Annotated in this window: 21 protein-coding genes; 14 read left to right on the top strand and 7 right to left on the bottom strand. The window is 67.7% G+C overall.

What is annotated here, in order from left to right; translation table 11 throughout:
- Positions 1-17 precede the first annotated feature (17 nt).
- Together ACFQ4H_RS28920 and ACFQ4H_RS28915 are read right to left on the bottom strand one after the other, a co-directional pair.
- Complete coding sequence (locus ACFQ4H_RS28920; RefSeq protein ID WP_377576883.1) at positions 18-2,123, bottom strand: hypothetical protein; 2,106 nt, start codon at positions 2,121-2,123, stop codon at positions 18-20.
- Positions 2,120-2,407 carry a hypothetical protein gene (locus ACFQ4H_RS28915; protein WP_377576880.1) on the bottom strand — a complete coding sequence of 96 codons (288 nt, stop codon included), beginning with the start codon at positions 2,405-2,407 and terminating at the stop codon, positions 2,120-2,122. The genes ACFQ4H_RS28920 and ACFQ4H_RS28915 overlap by 4 nt, the downstream gene beginning before the upstream one ends.
- Positions 2,408-2,752: 345 nt before the next feature.
- On the opposite strand from ACFQ4H_RS28915, the gene ACFQ4H_RS28910 reads away from it, so the two are divergent.
- From ACFQ4H_RS28910 to ACFQ4H_RS28885, 6 genes are all read left to right on the top strand, one after another.
- The gene (locus tag ACFQ4H_RS28910) at positions 2,753-2,971 is read left to right on the top strand and encodes a winged helix-turn-helix domain-containing protein (protein WP_377576877.1); all 219 of its coding nucleotides are present in this window, start codon (positions 2,753-2,755) and stop codon (positions 2,969-2,971) included.
- A gap of 193 nt (positions 2,972-3,164) precedes the next feature.
- Positions 3,165-3,428, top strand: a complete 264-nt coding sequence (locus ACFQ4H_RS28905; protein ID WP_377576874.1) for a hypothetical protein — start codon at positions 3,165-3,167, stop codon at positions 3,426-3,428.
- 5 nt (positions 3,429-3,433) lie between these two features.
- Positions 3,434-3,694 (top strand): hypothetical protein, encoded by a 261-nt coding sequence (locus ACFQ4H_RS28900; RefSeq protein WP_377576871.1) that lies wholly within the window; start codon positions 3,434-3,436, stop codon positions 3,692-3,694.
- Positions 3,691-4,371 carry a hypothetical protein gene (locus ACFQ4H_RS28895; RefSeq protein ID WP_377576869.1) on the top strand — a complete coding sequence of 227 codons (681 nt, stop codon included), beginning with the start codon at positions 3,691-3,693 and terminating at the stop codon, positions 4,369-4,371. Before ACFQ4H_RS28900 ends, ACFQ4H_RS28895 begins: the two co-directional genes overlap by 4 nt.
- Positions 4,349-4,774 carry a hypothetical protein gene (locus ACFQ4H_RS28890; RefSeq protein ID WP_377576866.1) on the top strand — a complete coding sequence of 142 codons (426 nt, stop codon included), beginning with the start codon at positions 4,349-4,351 and terminating at the stop codon, positions 4,772-4,774. The genes ACFQ4H_RS28895 and ACFQ4H_RS28890 overlap by 23 nt, the downstream gene beginning before the upstream one ends.
- A gap of 202 nt (positions 4,775-4,976) precedes the next feature.
- On the top strand, positions 4,977-6,332 hold the full coding sequence (locus ACFQ4H_RS28885; RefSeq protein ID WP_377576864.1) for an alpha/beta hydrolase: 1,356 nt from the start codon (positions 4,977-4,979) through the stop codon (positions 6,330-6,332).
- A gap of 56 nt (positions 6,333-6,388) precedes the next feature.
- Here ACFQ4H_RS28885 and ACFQ4H_RS28880 read toward each other — a convergent pair whose 3' ends face one another.
- The 4 genes from ACFQ4H_RS28880 to ACFQ4H_RS28865 form a co-directional block, all read right to left on the bottom strand.
- Positions 6,389-7,018, bottom strand: a complete 630-nt coding sequence (locus ACFQ4H_RS28880; protein WP_377576861.1) for a hypothetical protein — start codon at positions 7,016-7,018, stop codon at positions 6,389-6,391.
- Between the two features lie 42 nt (positions 7,019-7,060).
- Entirely contained in the window at positions 7,061-7,714 is a 654-nt protein-coding gene (locus ACFQ4H_RS28875; protein WP_377576858.1) for a DsbA family oxidoreductase, read from the bottom strand.
- Positions 7,715-7,765: 51 nt separating this feature from the next.
- Positions 7,766-8,128: an antibiotic biosynthesis monooxygenase gene (locus ACFQ4H_RS28870; protein WP_377576855.1), complete on the bottom strand. Its 363-nt coding sequence runs from the start codon at positions 8,126-8,128 to the stop codon at positions 7,766-7,768.
- 123 nt (positions 8,129-8,251) lie between these two features.
- On the bottom strand, positions 8,252-9,295 hold the full coding sequence (locus ACFQ4H_RS28865) for an ADP-ribosylglycohydrolase family protein (protein ID WP_377576940.1): 1,044 nt from the start codon (positions 9,293-9,295) through the stop codon (positions 8,252-8,254).
- A gap of 448 nt (positions 9,296-9,743) precedes the next feature.
- Here ACFQ4H_RS28865 and ACFQ4H_RS28860 point away from each other — a divergent pair, with 448 nt between their 5' ends.
- The 3 genes from ACFQ4H_RS28860 (at position 9,744) to ACFQ4H_RS28850 (ending at position 11,254) form a co-directional block, all read left to right on the top strand.
- Positions 9,744-10,166: a peptidase inhibitor family I36 protein gene (locus ACFQ4H_RS28860; protein ID WP_377576852.1), complete on the top strand. Its 423-nt coding sequence runs from the start codon at positions 9,744-9,746 to the stop codon at positions 10,164-10,166.
- A 145-nt stretch (positions 10,167-10,311) separates the two neighbouring features.
- Entirely contained in the window at positions 10,312-10,659 is a 348-nt protein-coding gene (locus tag ACFQ4H_RS28855; RefSeq protein ID WP_377576850.1) for a DUF4190 domain-containing protein, read from the top strand.
- A gap of 118 nt (positions 10,660-10,777) precedes the next feature.
- Positions 10,778-11,254, top strand: a complete 477-nt coding sequence (locus ACFQ4H_RS28850; RefSeq protein WP_377576847.1) for a hypothetical protein — start codon at positions 10,778-10,780, stop codon at positions 11,252-11,254.
- An 80-nt stretch (positions 11,255-11,334) separates the two neighbouring features.
- Here ACFQ4H_RS28850 and ACFQ4H_RS28845 read toward each other — a convergent pair whose 3' ends face one another.
- A complete protein-coding gene (locus ACFQ4H_RS28845; protein WP_377576844.1) occupies positions 11,335-12,108 on the bottom strand; it encodes a polyprenol monophosphomannose synthase in 774 nt (257 codons plus the stop codon).
- A gap of 206 nt (positions 12,109-12,314) precedes the next feature.
- Here ACFQ4H_RS28845 and ACFQ4H_RS28840 point away from each other — a divergent pair, with 206 nt between their 5' ends.
- From ACFQ4H_RS28840 to ACFQ4H_RS28820, 5 genes are all read left to right on the top strand, one after another.
- The gene (locus tag ACFQ4H_RS28840; protein WP_377576841.1) at positions 12,315-13,997 is read left to right on the top strand and encodes an HAD-IIIA family hydrolase; all 1,683 of its coding nucleotides are present in this window, start codon (positions 12,315-12,317) and stop codon (positions 13,995-13,997) included.
- Positions 13,994-14,971 carry a glycosyltransferase gene (locus tag ACFQ4H_RS28835; RefSeq protein WP_377576838.1) on the top strand — a complete coding sequence of 326 codons (978 nt, stop codon included), beginning with the start codon at positions 13,994-13,996 and terminating at the stop codon, positions 14,969-14,971. Before ACFQ4H_RS28840 ends, ACFQ4H_RS28835 begins: the two co-directional genes overlap by 4 nt.
- Positions 14,956-16,173: a glycosyltransferase gene (locus ACFQ4H_RS28830; protein ID WP_377576836.1), complete on the top strand. Its 1,218-nt coding sequence runs from the start codon at positions 14,956-14,958 to the stop codon at positions 16,171-16,173. The genes ACFQ4H_RS28835 and ACFQ4H_RS28830 overlap by 16 nt, the downstream gene beginning before the upstream one ends.
- 104 nt (positions 16,174-16,277) lie before the next feature.
- Positions 16,278-16,907 carry a D-sedoheptulose-7-phosphate isomerase gene (locus ACFQ4H_RS28825; protein ID WP_377576938.1) on the top strand — a complete coding sequence of 210 codons (630 nt, stop codon included), beginning with the start codon at positions 16,278-16,280 and terminating at the stop codon, positions 16,905-16,907.
- Positions 16,904-17,556, top strand: a 653-nt coding sequence (locus ACFQ4H_RS28820; RefSeq protein WP_377576833.1) for a PfkB family carbohydrate kinase, incomplete at its 3' end; no start/stop codon positions are given. The genes ACFQ4H_RS28825 and ACFQ4H_RS28820, both read left to right, overlap by 4 nt.

Here is a 17,556-nt window from a genome sequence, read left to right as displayed (position 1 = left end):
CTCGCTTCCGAGCTGCGTCAGGATCGACCGAGGCCGAGTGCGGTCAGGGCGATGGGGACGGTACGGGCGGTGGCCAGGTGGTGGATCTTGCCGTTGCGGTCGTAGACGTGGAGATGGCAGCCGGTGTGGTGGTAGCGGATGCTGACCGGCCTGCCCGCGTGGTGCCGAGCGAGTCGTCGGATCAGCGGGACGGGGTTGTCCACGAGCGGGGCGGGTTGCGGGGTCTGTGGCACAGGTATGCCCTGCTGTGGGTCCTCGGAGACCACGTCGTAGAGGGCGTTCTCCAGGTATTCGAGGAGATACGCGGCAGCAGCTTCGACGGTCGGGTGGAACGGGTGTGGGTCCGGTGGGAGGAGTTGGTCGGGCGGGAGCAGGGCGATGCTCCAGCATTCACCGTGGACGCAGCGGGGGTCGTGTTCGTTGAGCCAGTGGTCCTGGAGGGTGACGACGAGGGTCTGGTGGAGTCCGAGAGCGAGGCGGATCAGGTCGGGCAGGTGCGCGGCCGGCGGTGGGGTGGCGTTGAGTAGCAGCCGGGCGGCGGGTTGCCCACGGCTTGCGTCGGCGATGTACTCGGCCAGCGGATCGATCCGGGGATGGTCGACCGTGACCGTTCCCTCGCTGAGGTTCTGGTTGATGTGGTGACCGCCGTCGAGATAGGTGAGGTCCGCCGGCCGAGCGCCGAGGATCTCGGCCCAGTGCCGGACCTGGTAGTGGACCGGTAGTTGGAATATTGGTTTACCGCCGGGGTGGGCAGCGAGGTACGTGGCGTCGGCGGCACGGTCCGGGAGTGGCCAGTTGAGGTGCCTGGCGGCGTCACCGGGGCCGGTGAGGGTGACGACGACCCCCTCGTAGATCCGGTGACTGTCATGGCAGGTGGGGCAGCGGCGGTTGGCGCTGGTATATCCGGCACCCGCGCAGGCGGAGCAGTCAGGCTTGGGGGGCTGGTTGCCCAGGGTGCAGACACAGCGGCGGAGGCGGTTTTCGGGGTGGCAGTCCGGGCAGGGGCGGTACGGGACGGGCTCGCCCTGCCAGCCGGGAGCGGGCGGTTCCCAGGCTCGTACGAGGACGGTTTCGGTCTTGCGGACCACCTGGCCCGTGGACAGCGCGGTCATCACCTCGATGGTGTCGTCGACGCGCAGGCGGGTGTGGTGCCAACGACCGTCACGCCAGATTGCCTGTGCTCCGGGGGATCGACCGTCGAGGCCGTCCAGGTCGGCGTGGATGCGCCGTTCGACCTGGTCGGTGGCCACGTTCGGCGGTCGGATCTGTTCGGGCGGGTGTGGTTGCAGGTAATGGGCGGGTGCGGTCAGCGATCGGTCGGTCAGGCCGAACATGGCGTGGTCGACGCTGGTGGCCACCACGGCTGCCGTCAGGTCGTCGGCCCAGCCGCGATGACCGCCGGGTACCCTGCCGCCAGGGACTTCGTAGCGGATGTCCCAGTTCAGACGGTCGTCGCGGACGTACCGCGCCTCCACCACCAGGTCGAGACAGAGCACATCGGCCAGGTGACACAGCCGGCCCAAGACAGCGTCCGGTTCCTCCGGTGCCGGGAGGGTTCCGGTCCGGCCGAAGTACAGAAGCCACGGGTGCCAGCAACGTCGGGCGATCGCTTCGCCCTCCAGACGGTGTCGCTCGGCGGTCGGTAGGTTGGCTCGCCAGGCGGTGGGCAGCAGGATCGAGAAGCCGTTGCCGGTGGGATTCGCCGGGCGGCAGGCGTCACGCCACGCGACGGCGTCCACCTCGGCAGCCAAGGCGGCGACGACCGGGGACAGCGCCAGCTCCCACCGCCCGGCCGGGCCGCGTCGGGGTTCGACCCCACCGGGTACGACGTTCGCCGAGCGGACCGCGCCGGTGTCCAGGTTGACGACGGTGAGCACGAGTTGCGCCCGACGACGTCCGGTGCGCCGGCACTCGTGACAGTCCGCGAGCGTGTAGCCGCTGCCGTCACACAGTTCGCAGTCCCGATAGGCGTGCCCGTCGGAACGGAGTGGGTCGATGTCGTCGCCGGTGTCGATGAGGAACCTGTCGCCCCACCGTACGCAGTGGCACAGCATCAGGATGCGGCCCCGTCCTTCGCAGTGGTCGCACGCCACTACGGGTGGGGTGAACATGCTCAGCGTCACGAGTGTCGCCCGTCCCGGGGCAGGCACGAGCCGGGGTGTCCGGCTCTTCGTTCGCAGCGGCGTCCGGTCTCGGTCAGCAGGTCGCAGAACACCCGCTCCCGGTTGCCCTGGCCGTCCTCGAACGAGACGGTGGCCTCGCCCCCGTCGAGTTGGTCGAGGAACGCCAACGACCGCACCAACGTACGGGTGAACACCAGCGCCGAACTCATGTCAGCTGCCGTGAACGGCAGATGCGCCACGAACCGCGCCGATTCCACCGGCGCAATCTTCCGTACCTCACCCACGAAGCAATCACCCTTTCCGCAGCTCAGAGGGGATGGGGCGGGCGGCCCGACGCCCTGCCGCAGGTGTCGGACCGCCCACGCTGCCAGCAGGGGATCCCGGAGGGATCGGGATTGGCAGCGCGCAGGAACGAACGGGGCCGGGACGGACAACCCGCGCGCGCCACACGCCGCCCGCCCCGACCGGAGGTGCGAGGACACCGGAGGTTGGAGACCAAGGAGCACCTCGCGTGACCGAACTTAAGCGAACTAGTTCGCTTAAGTCAACACCACTAGTTCGCTGTACCGACAACTTGCGACGTGAAGTTCGGGCGTGATCTCATGGTCAACGGAGACCAAGGAGTGCTCATGCCTGCATCGAAGTGGGAGAAGCTTGCCGATCACATCCGTGGCCAGATCAAGTCTGGAGAGTTGAGGCCGGGTGACAAACTGCCCTCTACTTCCCAGCTCAAGGCCGAGCACGGAGTGTCTGACTCGGTGATCCGCTACGCCATGCACGCCCTTCGCACTGAAGGGCTTGTCGAGAGTGCTCACGGTGTTGGCGTATTCGTTGCTGAGGCGAAGTAAGCCGCTAATCCGAGCCTTCACCGAAGACCTCGGTTGTCGGGTTCTCGCGACTTCCCTCATCGGGGCTGCGTTTGGTTGATCGGTCTCGATACTGTCTGGTCGATTGCATAGAGATGACGGCGGTTGTGTCGTCCACTCTCGTTGCGCGCCGGCCCCGCCCACCAACCAGCGGGCGATGAGCAGGAGGGATCGCATGGCCAGTATCGAGGAAGTCAAAGCCGCTCTCGCGCAGGCCGCAGAGCAGGGGAACAGCACTCTCAGCCAGATCCAGGCAGCAGCCAACAACGCTGAGCAGATGCTCAGCCGCCTGCGGGCCGTCGCCGCCGGCACGGGGCATCCGAAGATTGCCGAGGCCATTGCCCGGGCCGAGCAGACCAAGCAACAGCTTGCCCAGGCCGCTGCTCTGATTCAGGGCAGCTCCAGCGCTGCTCGCGAATACATCGGCCTTCTCGGCTGATCTCCATGAGCATTGGCGACGTCAAGGCGACCATCCGGGCAGGCAACGAGGCTGCCGAAGACGCCGTAGCCACCTTCAAGCAGGCTGTCCGACGTGCGGCGGAAGCCGATGGCCTGGCTCGCCGTACTGTCGATGGCAGCCAAGCCGAGGAGGTGCAGGAGGCGTTGAAAGCGCTGACTGCCGCTGAGATCGAGATCAACCGTACGCTGCGTCGCTACAAAGCGGCGGTTGACCGGGCGAATGCCTATCTGATTCGACTCGGATGACGGTCAGCATTGGTGACGTCGTGGCCCAGTTGCGGGAGGCTCGAGTCCGTCTCGCTGCTGCGGCGGTCACTGCGCTGCGCGCGAAGGCCGACGCGGACCACGCACACAGTTGTTACCTGGAAGTTGCGCAGGGGAGTGGGCATTCCCCGCTCAAGGGAGCCATCGATGACATATCGGTGGCGAGCGACAAGACAGCGAAGTACGCCCGCCTCATCGAAGCGGCACGGGAGGCTCTCACTGCCTACAGCAACAAGATCGCCCCTGGCTCGGCTTCGGACGAGGATGTGTCTGACGAAGAGATGCCTTCCGGTGAAGGGGTGGTGCAGTCGTCAGTTCAGCGACTCGAGGGTCGGAAGAACATCGGCAGCTTCCTCCAGCGGATGGCTCGCAATGTCGAGAGCCTCCAGGATGCTGGTAAGAACGTTACAGAAGTAGTGCAGAAGACGGTGAAGATCGTACGTGATCCCTTCGGCCCGAAGGGATCACAGCTGGCTGGGACGTCAACGCCTTCAAGCGGGCAGCCGACTCCACCAGTGGCGATCAAGTATTCGGAGGCCGCTGGGCATCTGATCGCCTTCACATTGATAGCGGGAATTGCGGCTCACAGGTCGGGTCAACTAATTCAGCGACAACTAGAGAGGTTGCGGGCGCGTGGTGGCAAAAAGAGAGCTGAGTGATCTCATCAGGGCGTTGGCCAGGCGGAACTGGGAGGCTGTAGATCGACTCCTGATCGAGTTGAACGATGTGGGTTGGCAGGGTGGATCACAGGTAATAAGCGCTGCCTTCGCGTTGGCTGTCGATCGTCGATTCCATGACCAAGATGTTCGGAGTGTCATCCAGTTTGTCAAGGAGACCCGAGCTAGATATGAAGAGGGTGAAGCGCTTCCGGCTCTGGAGATGGAAGCAATGATCAGAGCCGTGCTCGGGGAAGCGCAGCTCGTTGACAACATCGACCCTGAGATTGCCTTTTCCGTTCAGATTGCTGTGCTCGGTACACTGCTTCAGGATGCCGACTTTACTGAATCTCAGCTTGACGAGTTCATTGCTGAGGTTGAAGGGGTCGCGGCGGAGTACATGTAGCTGACGAGTTTCCCTCAGGGCGATCGTTTCCTCGTCACCAACGCCTCCGCGCCACCACTCGACGCCACTGCGGACAGCTCAACCCCGCCTAAATCGAAGGGCCCCGGTACTCGCCCCCGGAAGCTTCCACCCACGAAGAGGTTGGCGGTTAGGTCGACATCCCCTAGCGTGACGCCATCCGCCAGGAACGTGGGAGGTCGTCGTGGCCGGCAGTGGCTTGATCGGTATGGATCCACATGCTGCGAAGCAGCTCGCCAAGCGCATCGCCACTGCGGCCGAGGCGCTGCAACAGCAGGCGGCAGGCATGACCGCTGCCGTCTCGCAGGTCCCTTGGCGTGGGCCTGTGGCCGAACGTTTCCGCAGCGACTGGCACAACGCGGCCCTCCCGAACTTGACGAGGGTGATCACCGAGCTCCGCGAAAGTGGCAGTCGGCTGACCGCCGAGGCGGCCGAGCAGGAGGGCGCATCGTCCGCAGGCCGCTCCCAGGGCGTGTCCCAGGGAGTCCCGATGTCGTCTACTCCAAGCCAGGTGCAGGCTTGGTGGAGTGGGCTCGACAAAAGCCAACAGGACTTCCTCATCCAGTCGCAGCCCGACAAGATCGGCAGCTTGGACGGCATTCCCGCTGATGCTCGGCATCGTGCCAACATGATTCGACTGGCGGCCCTTCATGAACTGCTTTCCAAGAAGAGTGACAAGATCACTGCTGATCTGATGGCAGGATTTCCCGTGTGGGGATTCGATTTCGACAAGCTGCGGAGTGGGGTCGATGCCCTCGGTGCGTTGCAGAAGCGGATCGAGTCACTGGAGCTACTCAAGGGGATGATCGATAAATCCCGATCTGGTGATCAGCCTCCGCTCTATCTACTTGATATAGGTGCGTCAGGTGATGGCAAGGCCATCGTCGCCGTCGGCAATCCGGACACCGCCAGCCACCTGTCTGTATACATCCCTGGAACGGGCGCGAAGTTGGATGAATTCCAGGAGGAAGTCGAGACGGCCCAGGCCAACTATCGTGCTGCTACGACTCACACCAAAGACAGTGTGTCCTCGATCGTCTGGCTGGGGTACGACGCTCCCGAGTGGAAATGGGGAGATGGTCCGACCAATGACTTTCACGCGAAGCGCGCCGCGCCCGAACTGCGGTCCTTCCTCAACGGCATGGCAGTCACCCACGAGGTTGATCGTCAGCATGTGACCCTGTTGGGTTACTCCTACGGGTCCCGCGTCGTGGGTGAAACCATCTTGATCACGCCTGGCCTGAAGGCGGACGTGATCTCGATTGGCGGGCCGGGCGTCGGCGTGGATTACGTCAAGGGTAACGACATGCCTCATCCCAGCGAGCTGAAGATCCAGGGGAAGATCTATTCGATTGCCGGGGAGTATGACCCGGTGGCCAATTGGTCGGACGATCACGGGCTGTCGGCCGCCGAGTTGCCGGGCGCAAAGGTCATCGACATTGGCAGCGATGGGTCAGGCCACAAGAAGACCTCGTACTGGGGAAGTGAGAAATTCCTCGATCATCTCGGTCGGCTGATCGTCGGAAAGGAAGCAAAGTAGTGCGAGCTCGCGCTGGGTGGCGCAGACGCTCGGCGTCGGCGCGGGGGTGAACGGCCCTACGAGAAGACGATCGCATGGCCGTCGGCGATGCTGGCCCGGCATGCCTCGTACAGGCCCAGCCACACGGTCGACTCGATGGCGAACTGATGACTGTCGGGCCGCTCCTCGATGCGCCGCGCCTCGTCGTCGGCAAGCGCCCCGTCGACGAGCTGGATGCCGATCGCCGGGGCGCAGCGGAGCAGTTCGGCCAAGAGTCCCTGGCTGGAGCCGACCATCCCACCACCGGCCACACCCGCCTCCTCCGGAAGGAAGACCGGTGCCTGGAACGGGACCGGCACGTAGTAGCCCTCGCAGTCGGAGTGGCACAGCAGGTGGGAATCAAACATCATCATCTCGTCCTCGATGATGCTCCGATCCCGGTCCAGACCATTGCGTCCGTCGACCGCGGTCACCGGCCTTCCTTGCTTCACCAGCGCGAGGACCCTGCGTAGGTAGTGCAGCCACGAGTACGGAAAGCTGGAGACCGTCGACCGGATGGAGAGCGTGGGCAACCCTTCGGGCTCACGCCAGTCCACGCCCTCCTTGGCCAACGCGGCGCTGAGGTTGTCGAGTTCGGCGCGTACCTCCTCGATCTCCTCCTCGTCGATCACATTTGCCAAGACTCCGACCACGATCGCAAGACCCATGCCGGGCAGCATAGGCGCAGCCTGCAAGAACTGATCAACTTTTCAGTTGTCTACGCCCATGCCTGGCCCTGTCGGTGCAATCAGCCGATGGGTGATCAGTCGGTGCAGCTCTTCGGGGCTCTGGACGCCGGAGACCGGGGGCTGACCGTCGATCACGAGTGAAGGAACCCCGGTGACGCCCAGTTGTGCGGCGCGGCGTTCGTCGGCCCGGACGCGTTCGGCGTGGTCGTCCCCGCCCAGCAGGTCGCGTACGTCGGTGGGGGCCAGCCCGGCCTCGATGCCGAGCTGTTCGAGGGTTTCCGGGTCGGCGACGTTGAGGCCCTCGGTGTGGTACGCGTGCAGCAACCGTTCCATCATTTCGTCAGCGAGACCGTGGTCTGCGGCCAGGTGACACAGCCGGTGCGCGTCGAACGTGTTCACCGGTCGCGCAATGTGGAGGTTGAGTTCCAGACCCTCTGCCGCACCGAGGGCACGGATACGCTCGACCCTGGCCGCAGCCTGGTCCCCCCACCAGCCTGCCATCGCCTCGGCTGCCGTCGGGCCGGGAACCCGGCCGTCCTGGGGAGCAAGTTCATAGCTGCGCCAGACGATCTGTACGCGGTCGCGGTCAGCGATCCTGGCCAGGGCGGCGGCGAGACGTCGCTTGCCGATGTAGCACCAGGGGCACAACACGTCGGCAAATATCTCGATTTTCATCGATGCCTTTCGGTGGGGGCAGTGGGGATTCGCTGCTCAGGTGAGTCGGACTCAGGAATCGGTCTTCTGCGGGCCGGGGCCGACCTCGCGGACGACGACGTACCTGGGGTCGCCGCTCATCCGGGGTTCGGCCCTGCCGGACAAGCCGTCCAGTGCTCTGCCGATGGCCGCCATCCGGCCTTCGGTGTCGGAGGTCTCCACGAAGTTGCGGTAGTCCGCCTCGCTTGCCCAGGCCACGATGTTGTAGACGCGGGTGCCGTCGGTGCTGACGTGGAACCGGGCCGACCGGTAGCCGGGATAGAAGCGGACCCACCGCTCCTGGATGTCGGCGAAGGCGGCTACGAGTTCACGCTGCGTGTCCGGTCCATCGACGGTGTAGTCGATGATCGAGTAGAAGCCGGTGTCGGTGCTCATGCGCTCTCCCGTCGATGCGCCACCAAGTGGCGTGGTCTCGGTCGATCATGCAATCTCAACCGGACTTGAGGTCAACAGCGCCAACCGGGTCCTCTGGGCCGGGTGCCCGCCGATCGTCGTCGGCTACCCGTCCGGGTAGCGGCTCCACCAGTGTGGATCGTCTGCGGCCGCGTACTCGCCGCCGGACGGGCCATCGAGCTGTTCGGCGACCAGGTCCCGGGCCAGGGTGTCGGCCACCCAGGACAGTTCCAGGCGGGAGAGCAGGTCGACCGGGAGCGCGTCGACACCGTACGCGGCACCGAGCAGGGCGCCGGCGACGGTGGCGGTGTGCCCGTTGTCCCCGGCCGACGCCGCGAACAGCAGCGTCTCGGTGAGGCTGCTGGGGTCCAGCATGGCGGCGGAAACGTAGACGGCTCCGGCGAGTGCCGAGATCGCCCGCTCGTCCGGGGCGAGGCGGGCCAGTTCGGTGTGTCGCCTCGGTCGTGACCTCGCAGTCTCGAGCGCGTCCGCCAGGGCTGTGCCGATCGGTCCGTCCGGTTGGCTCGGGCCGCCGTCGAGGGCCTGTCGTACCGCCGAGGTGAGATCGGGGTGCTGTCCGAGATGGTGGACGATCGTGGCGGCGACTTCGGCGGTTCTGATCGCCTGCGGACCATGGGTGAGGGCCGCAACCTCGGCAGTGAGGCTGGCCGGCGACGGACCCCACTGTGGGCCGACTGCGGCGGGAAGGCTGCGGGTCAGCCCGTGTGCGCCGACGCTGGTGCCGGTCGGACTGTCGGCGCTGCCCTGTCGGCCGGACCGCAGGGCGGCCGATGTGGCCGGTGCCGTGCCGCGTGGAGCGCCGAGCACGGGCACCTTGGCGAGCCAGCCGTTGAGCAGGCCGTCGTCCTTCCAACGCGTGACGTCGTGGATGCCCTGTAGTGCCGCCCAGCGGTGGTAGGCCCGCCAGACGACGCTCGGCGCGTGGCAGATGCCCCTGTGCGAGTAACGGACGCTGGCCCGGATGATGCCCTCGACGGTGAAGCAGGCGAGTTGTCCGGCGCTCGTCGCCCGCAACGGTCCGCCCTTTGGTACCGTCCCGCCGGTCGCGCCCAACGCGTCGCCGAGGATCAGCCCGAGAACACAGCCCCGGACCCTGGCCAGCAGCGCCACTCGATCCTTGCGGTCCATCACCCTGGAGAGAATAGGCACCGGTACGCCTCGGGAAAACAGCGGCAGCGGACGCTACCCCGGTCATCGTCACCCGGCCTTCACGTCCCCTGCTGGTGCCGTTGTCCGCCATCCCAGCCGCTGGCGTTGCCGGCGATAGCCCAAACGAGGCAGCTCGACAGGAACCACGGAAGCCTTCAGGTCGGGTAGTCCCTCACCGTCTAGAGGGCTCTCCATGTGTCTATGTCTGGGTGGCACTGTCACGTCAACGATCGTTGGCCAACGGGTGTTGACGTGAATCGATGTCCCGTTGTACGTTGTCAACGGCTGTTGGCCAACAGTTGTTGATATCCCTGAGGTGAGGGATGGCAGAAGGAACTGTGGGTGCAATGGGGCCCATCGCCGATCCAGCCCTCTGGGCCGCATCTGCCGCGACTTGACGCGGTAACGATCAAAGAAGGGCAGAAACATGGCCACGCTCAAGAGGATCTTCGCTCAGGCCACGCTCGCCATAGTGGGAGCAGCGGCGCTCGTGGCAGCCAGCCCGACGGTGGCCTCGGCGGCAGAGCCGACGCCGAGGAACGGGGTGTGCGAGGGAGGGGAGATCTGCTTCTACTACCTGGACGACCGCGGGGGATCGCTCTCGGACTTCACGGTCTCGGTCGCCAACTACGGTGATGCGCAGCCCACCTGCTACGACTTCAAGTCCGCCGGGTCGGGGCAGGGGCAATGCATCAAGAACAATGCCTGGTCGGCCTGGAACCGCAGTTCCCAGACGGTCCGCGTCTACTACAACAGCAACTACGGCGGCAGCTATGAAAACGTGACGGCCGGCACGGTGCGGAACTTCAGCACGGTTCGGGACAACAACGCCTCGCACAAGTTCCTCTGATCGGCGTCGTCAGTTCGACGACTACGACGATGGCGGGCCGGCTCTGTTCTGTTCCGAGCTGACCCGCCATCGGACGTCGCTGTCGGTGCCGAAAGACGCCGTTCAGGACACACGAGATGTGTTCGATGAATCTAAACTGATTTACGTGTCCCAGCTTGGTCCTGAGCGCGCGTCGGCGCCGCATCGGGAGATGCGTACCTCTGCCGCCGCCGTCACCAGCCTTATCTCCGCCATCTTCGGCGTGGTGGGAGGCTGCCTGATCTGCGGCCTCCCACCGATCGTAGCCATCATTACCGGACATATCGGCGTCGCCCGTACCCGCCAAGGCGAACTCAAAGGGCATGGGATGGCTCTTGCCGGTCTGATCATGGGCTACGTGCTGGTTCTCCCCACCATCCTGGTCGTCCTGGTCGTCCTCATTGAGCCGGACCGTACGGCGGATCTTCTGCATGGCCTTCTGACCTTCTTCGAGAACCTGGTGGCCCGGATCTAGGCCGTTCGACGCTGGCATCTTGCGGCCCGGTAACGGCACTACCGGGCTACCGGTTCTCTACGGCCGAAGGCGAGAATCATTGCTGCGCAGCTGAGGTGGACGAAGGGTGGGACGGCAGATGGTGGGCTTGGATCCGGTCAGCATGCTGGCCCGGCTGCTGACCCGACCGGTCGTCTGGGTGCTCGACATCGACGGAGCCACGCTGCGTGAGCGTCAGGCGGAGTTGCTTGAACACGTCTCGCTGCCCGGAGAAGATCTCGATGATCTCGGATTGCGCCATCTGAGCAGGTCGGTGGTATGGATGGCGGCCTTCGTGGTCGGCTTCCTCGTATTCCTGGGGCCGACGATCCTGATCACCGAGCTGATGACGGAGGAGGCCGCTCGGCCGTACCTGTTCGCGATCGACCTGGTGGTCTTCTTCGCCGGCGCGATGGGCATCGCGCATGCCATCAAGGTCAGCGTGGCCCACTACCTGCCGGAGCGTTGGTGGAACCCGAAGCGCTGGTGGTGGCGCGTGACCATGCTTGCTCAGCTGACCGACGTGATCCCGTCGGTCGTCGCGGCGGCCATCATCGCCGCGTCCCTGAGCGGATAGGGAAGGCCTGCCGGTTGCGGAACGGCCCGGGCCAGGGGGCCGTTCCGCAATTGCCGCCAATGAGCCGTGGGTGGACCCGATTACGACTTGCGGGTGATGCCCCGGTGCCGGCTACGCAGCATGAACGGCATGAGCGCGCTCTCGATCTTGGTGGCCGTGCTCATCTTGGACTCGCCGTCCCGGCGCTCCTCGAACCGGATCGGCACCTCGACGATGGTGTGGCCGAGCTTGGTGGCCAGGTAGTGCATCTCCACCTGGAAGCTGTAGCCGTTGGACTGCACCCGCTCCAGTCCGATGTCCCGGAGCGCGTCGGCCCGCCAGATCTTGAAGCCGGCGGTCAGGTCCCGGATGCGTACCCGCAGTAGCGTGTGGACATAGAGGTTGGCCCAGCCGCTGAGCATCCGACGGTAGAGCGGCCAAGCCTCGTCCAGTTCGCCACCGGGCACGTACCGTGAGCCGATCACCACGCCGGCCTGGGTGGACAGCAGTGCGCCGAGCATGCCGGGCAGTGCCTCCGGCGGGTGGGACAGGTCCGCGTCCATCTGCGCCACGAAGTCGGCGCCGCCGTCGAGGGCCCGGCTGATGCCATCGACGTACGCCCGACCGAGCCCTTCCTTGCCCGCACGGTGTACGACCTGGATCCGGTCGGGGTGCTCGGCGGCGAGCTTGTCCGCCACCTCGCCGGTGCCGTCGGGTGAGTTGTCGTCCGCGATCAGGATGCTCAGCCCCGGCAGGGACAACGCGAGCAGGCGATCGACCAGCACAGGCAGGTTGCCCGCCTCGTTGTAGGTAGGCACGACGACGGTCAGGCGTGCGTCCCGCCACGGAGAGGGCAACTGTACGGGCTCGATCATCGGGGCATCCTCGGTTTGCCAACATCGGTCATTGCAAAGGGTAGTCACTACGCGTTGAGCGCTTTACTCTGGTCGGCCAAGATCATGATGATCCTGATGATATGGGCTGATAATTCGGGATAAACAGACAAGGTGAACCTGCGGCGACCGTGGCCCGAGCCCGGCGCCACGATGTTTACTGCTCCTGCCCCCGGGAACCCGCCCGCGTGCGAAAAGACCAGGTCGAGCCCCCTCAGGACGGGTCGGGCGTAACCCGCGCCGACCTCGCCGGGGTACGACCCGGTCCCGGCCCGGCACTGTTCGACGCGGTCCTGTTGGACCGTGATGGAACAGTGATATATGACGTGCCGTACAACGGGGATCCGGACCAGGTCCGACCAGTGCCCGGCGCGCGCGAGGCCCTCGACCGACTGCGCGCCGCCGGACTGCGCCTCGGCATCGTTAGTAACCAGTCCGGTATCGCACGTGGCCGGTTCAGCGCGGCGGACCTGGCCCGCGTCATCGCTCGGGTCGAGGAACTTCTCGGGCCGTTCGACACCTGGCAGATCTGCACCCACGGCGAGCCCGCCCAGGGCACCCCCGGCTGTCGGTGTCGAAAACCCGCTCCCGGGCTGGTGTGGGACGCCGCCAGGGCGCTGGGCACCGTACCGGGAAGGTGTGTCGTCGTCGGCGACATCGGTGCGGACATGACAGCCGCCGGTGCCGCCGGTGCCGCCGGGATCCTGGTGCCCACCCCGGCCACCCGTACCGAGGAGGTCGCCGCCGCCCCGGCGGTCGCCGGTGACCTGCGCGCTGCGGTCGACATCATCCTCCGTCGGCAACGACTGGCCCGGGGCACAGCCGGTCCGGATCCCGGCCGTACACGTCCACGCTGCGTCCTGGTGGCCCGCCCCGACTCCGCTGGTGACGTACTCGTCACCGGCCCTGCCATCCGGGCGATCGCGGCCGGTGCCGACCGGGTGGTGATGCTCTGCGGCCCGCGTGGCCGGGCCGCTGCCGAACTGCTGCCCGGCGTCGACGAGCTGATCGAATGGCCGCTGCCCTGGATCGATCCGCAACCACAACCGGTCGACCGCGCCCAGGTGGACCGGTTGGCCGACCGTCTGGCGGCGGTCGCCGCCGACGAGGCGGTGCTGTTCACGTCGTTCCACCAGTCCGCGCTGCCGCTGGCCCTGGTACTACGGATGGCTGGCGTACGCCGGATCTCGGCCATCAGCGACGACTATCCCGGCTCGCTGCTCGACGTACGCCATCGGGTGTCCCTGGGGATCCCGGAGGCCGAGCGGGCGTTGTCGCTGGCGGCGGCGGCCGGGTTCCCGTTACCACCCGACGACGAGCCGGTGCTGCGGCTACGCACCGACTGCCTGGCCCCGCCCCCCACCGACCAGGCGTTGGCCGAGCCGGGATACGTGGTCGTCCACCCGGGATCGTCGGTCGACGCCCGGGCCTGCCCGCCGGAACTGTGCCAGCGGATCGTCGCGGCGCTGACCGAGGCAGGCCACCGGGTGGTGGTCACCGGCGGGCCGGGGGAGGGCGAACTGTGCACCCGCGTCGCCGGCCGGAGCGGTGTCGACCTCGGCGGGCAGACCTCGCTCACCGGGCTCGCCGCGATCATCTCGCGGGCCGGTTGTCTGGTGGTCGGCAACACCGGTCCCGCGCACCTGGCCGCCGCCGTGGGTACGCCGGTGGTCAGCCTCTTCGCGCCGACCGTCCCGTTCGGACAGTGGGGACCCTACCGGGTGCCGGCGGTACGCCTCGGCGACGCTGCTGCCGGCTGCCGCCACACCCGGGCCACCACCTGCCCGGTGCCGGGACACCCGTGCCTGTCCACGGTCGAGCCCAGCAACGTCGTGGAAGCAGTCCGGCTGCTAGGGGAGGGGGCCGCATGAACATCCTGCTCTGGCACGTGCACGGGTCCTGGACCACGGCCTTCGTGCACGGCAAGCACCGCTACCTCGTCCCGGTCACCCCGGACCGGGGGCCGTACGGACTGGGCCGGGCACGCACCTACACCTGGCCGGACACGGTCGAGGAGGTCACCCCGGAGGCGCTGGCCGACGAGGACGTGGACCTGGTCGTGCTGCAACGGCCGGAGGAGATCGAACTGGCCCACACCTGGCTGGGGCGCCGCCGGATCGGTGTCGACCTGCCCGCCATCTTCGTCGAGCACAACACCCCGAAGGGGGACGTACCGAACACCCGGCACCCGATGGCCGACCGGGACGACCTGCTCGTCGCGCACGTCACCCACTTCAACTCGCTCTGCTGGGACACCGGCACGACCCGGACGACGGTCGTCGAGCACGGCGTCGTCGAGCCGGTCGCCCGGTACACCGGCGAACTGGACCGGCTGGCCGTCGTCGTCAACGAACCGATCCGCCGCTGGCGGGTCACCGGCACCGACCTGCTGCCCCGGTTCGCCGAGATCGCCCCGTTGGACGTCTTCGGCATGGGCGTCACCGGCCTGGCCGAACACCTCGGCCTGCCGCCCGAGCGGATGGCCACCTACGACGACCTGCCGCAGGCCCGGATGCAGACGGAGATCGGGCGGCGACGGGCCTACCTGCACCTGTGCCGGTGGACGTCGCTCGGGCTCAGCCTCATCGAGGCGATGACCATCGGCCTGCCCGTGGTCGTACTGGCCGCCACGGAGGCGGTCGAGGCCGTACCGCCCCGGGCCGGGGTGCTGTCCACCCGCGTCGACATCCTGCTGGACGCCGCTCGGCGGCTGGTCGAGGAGCCCGCGCTGGCCCACCGGGTCGGCGCAGGCGCCCGCGAAGCCGCCCTCACCCGGTACGGCCTGGACCGGTTCCTGGCGGACTGGGACCGGTTGCTGGAGGAGGAACTATGCGCATCGCGATGATCTCGGAGCACGCCAGCCCGCTGGCGGCGCTCGGCGGGGAGGACGCCGGCGGCCAGAACACCCACGTCGCGGAACTGTCCGTAGCGCTGGCCACCGCCGGCCATGACGTTCGGGTCTACACCCGGCGCGACTGCGCCGAACTGCCCGGCACGGTGCGCATGCTCGACGGGGTCGCCGTGGTGCACGTACCGGCCGGACCGCCCGAGCCGATCGCCAAGGACGAACTGCTGCCGTACATGGCGGAGTTCGGGCAGTGGCTGGCCGACCAGTGGCAGGGCGACGAATGGGTTCCGGACGTGGTCCACGCGCACTTCTGGATGAGCGGACTCGCCGCGGTGGCGGCCAGTCAGCGGACCGGGGTGCCGGTCGTGCAGACGTACCACGCGTTGGGCACGGTCAAGCGGCGGCACCAGGGCAGCATGGACACCAGCCCGGCCAACCGGGTCGGCTACGAGCTGGAACTGGGCCGCACCGTCGACCGGATCGTCGCGCAGAGCCAGGACGAGGTACGCGAGCTGATCCGGATGGGGGTTCCCTGGTCCCGGATGACGGTGGTCCCGTCCGGGGTCAACGACCAGAACTTCTCCCCGGTCGGGCCGGTGGCCCACCGGGACGGTGGCCGGCCACGGATCCTGTCCGTCGGTCGCCTGGTCGAACGCAAGGGGTTCCAGGATCTGATCAGCGCGATGCGGCTGGTGCCGGACGCCGAGTGCGTGATCGTCGGCGGGCCACCGGCCGACCAACTCGGCGACGACCCCCAGGCCCGACGGCTGCGGGCGCTGGCCGAGACGTACGGGGTCGCCGACCGGGTGCGTCTGGTCGGTGCGGTGCCCCGGGAGGAGATGCCCCGCTGGTACCGGTCGGCCGACGTACTGGTTGCCGCGCCCTGGTACGAGCCGTTCGGACTGACCCCGCTGGAGGCGATGGCCTGCGGGGTGCCGGTGATCGGTACGGCGGTCGGTGGACTCACCGACACGATCGTCGACGGGCTGACCGGCGACCTGGTGCCACCACGGGCCCCCGAGGCGCTCGGTGCCGCGCTGCGGGAACTGCTCAACGACCAGGTACGCCGGTTCGGCTACGCCACCGCCGCGCTCGACCGGGTACGGGAAAGCTACTCGTGGGGTCGTACCGCAGATCAGCTCGGCGCCGTCTACACGGCGGTGAGCGGGGTGCGTCGGCCGACCCGGGCGGTGGTCTGATGACCGAAGCCGTGGGCGGTGGGCTGATGGCACAGGAGGCCGGCCGGGGGGTGCTGCCGGAGAACGCGGAGCCGGTGGTGCCGGCGACCGTGGGGGATGCGCTCCTGGCCGGAGCCGGTGGGGTACTGGACCGGCATCTGGCCGGCCTGGCCTCGGCGTTGCTGCCGTACCGGCAGGCCGCGGACCGGATTGGCGGTTGGGGCAACGAGCTGGCCCGGCGGCTGGCCGCCGGTGGTCGGCTGCTGGTCGCCGGCAACGGCGGCAGCGCTGCCGAGGCGCAGCACCTGGTGACCGAGCTGGTCGGGAAGCTGCGTGACGACCGCCAGCCGCTGTCGGCGATCGCCCTGTGCGCGGACAGTTCGGCGGTCACCGCGATCAGCAACGACTACGGCTACGAGAACATGTTCGCCCGCCAGGTACGCGCGCACGGCCGCGCCGACGACATTCTGCTGCTGCTCTCCACCAGTGGACGCAGCACCAACCTGATCCGGGCGGCGCAGGCGGGCCGGGAGATCGGGCTGCGCTGCTGGGCGCTGACCGGCCCGACCCCCAATCCACTCGCCGAACTCTGTACCGACGTCATCGCCGTGCCCTCGGCCGACCCGCAGGTGGTGCAGGAACTGCACCTGGTGTCCGCGCACGTCCTGTGCGAGTACGTCGACGCGGCACTGCCCGGGATACTCGGCACCACGACGGGTGACGTGGCGGAGCCGCTACCGGGAGCCGCTCGGTGACCGCCCGGATCGTCGTCGTCGGCGACACGCTGCTCGACCGGGACGTCGAGGGCGTGGTCAACCGGTTGTGTCCGGACTCGCCCGTGCCGGTGCTGGACGAGAGCAGCCACGTCGACCGTCCCGGTGGCGCCGGACTCGCCGCCCTCTTCGCCGTCGACCAGGGTTTCGAGGTCGTCCTGGTCACCGCGCTGGCCGACGATTCCGGGGGCGCCCGGCTCAGCACCCTGCTCACCACGGCCGGGGTTCAGGTCTATGCGTTGCCGCTGCCCGGGACCACCCCGGAGAAGATCCGGCTGCGCAACCGGGGCCGGGTGCTGCTGCGCTACGACCGGGGCGGTACGGCCGGGTCGCCCGGCGAGCCGACCGACGCTCTACTGGAGGTGCTGGCCGGCGCGGCGGCGATCCTGGTCAGCGACTACGGGCGGGGCGTGGCCAGGCAACCGGCCCTCCGGGCGGCGCTGGCCGCGACCCGGGCACCGGTCGTGTGGGATCCACACCCGCGCGGCCCGGAGGCGGTGCCCGGAGTACGACTCGTCACCCCGAACGAGACCGAGGCCCGGGAACTGTCCGGTACCTCCACCGGCGGCTCCCGGATGGCCGCCGCCGCGCGTGGCGCGCAGGCGCTCCGTCAGCGTTGGCGGGCCGGGGC

This window comes from Micromonospora sonneratiae, assembly GCF_042679305.1.
Classification (GTDB): domain Bacteria; phylum Actinomycetota; class Actinomycetes; order Mycobacteriales; family Micromonosporaceae; genus Micromonospora_H; species Micromonospora_H sonneratiae.
Note: the sequence above shows the minus strand (reverse complement) of the source record. Positions and strands in the feature narration are given on the sequence as shown.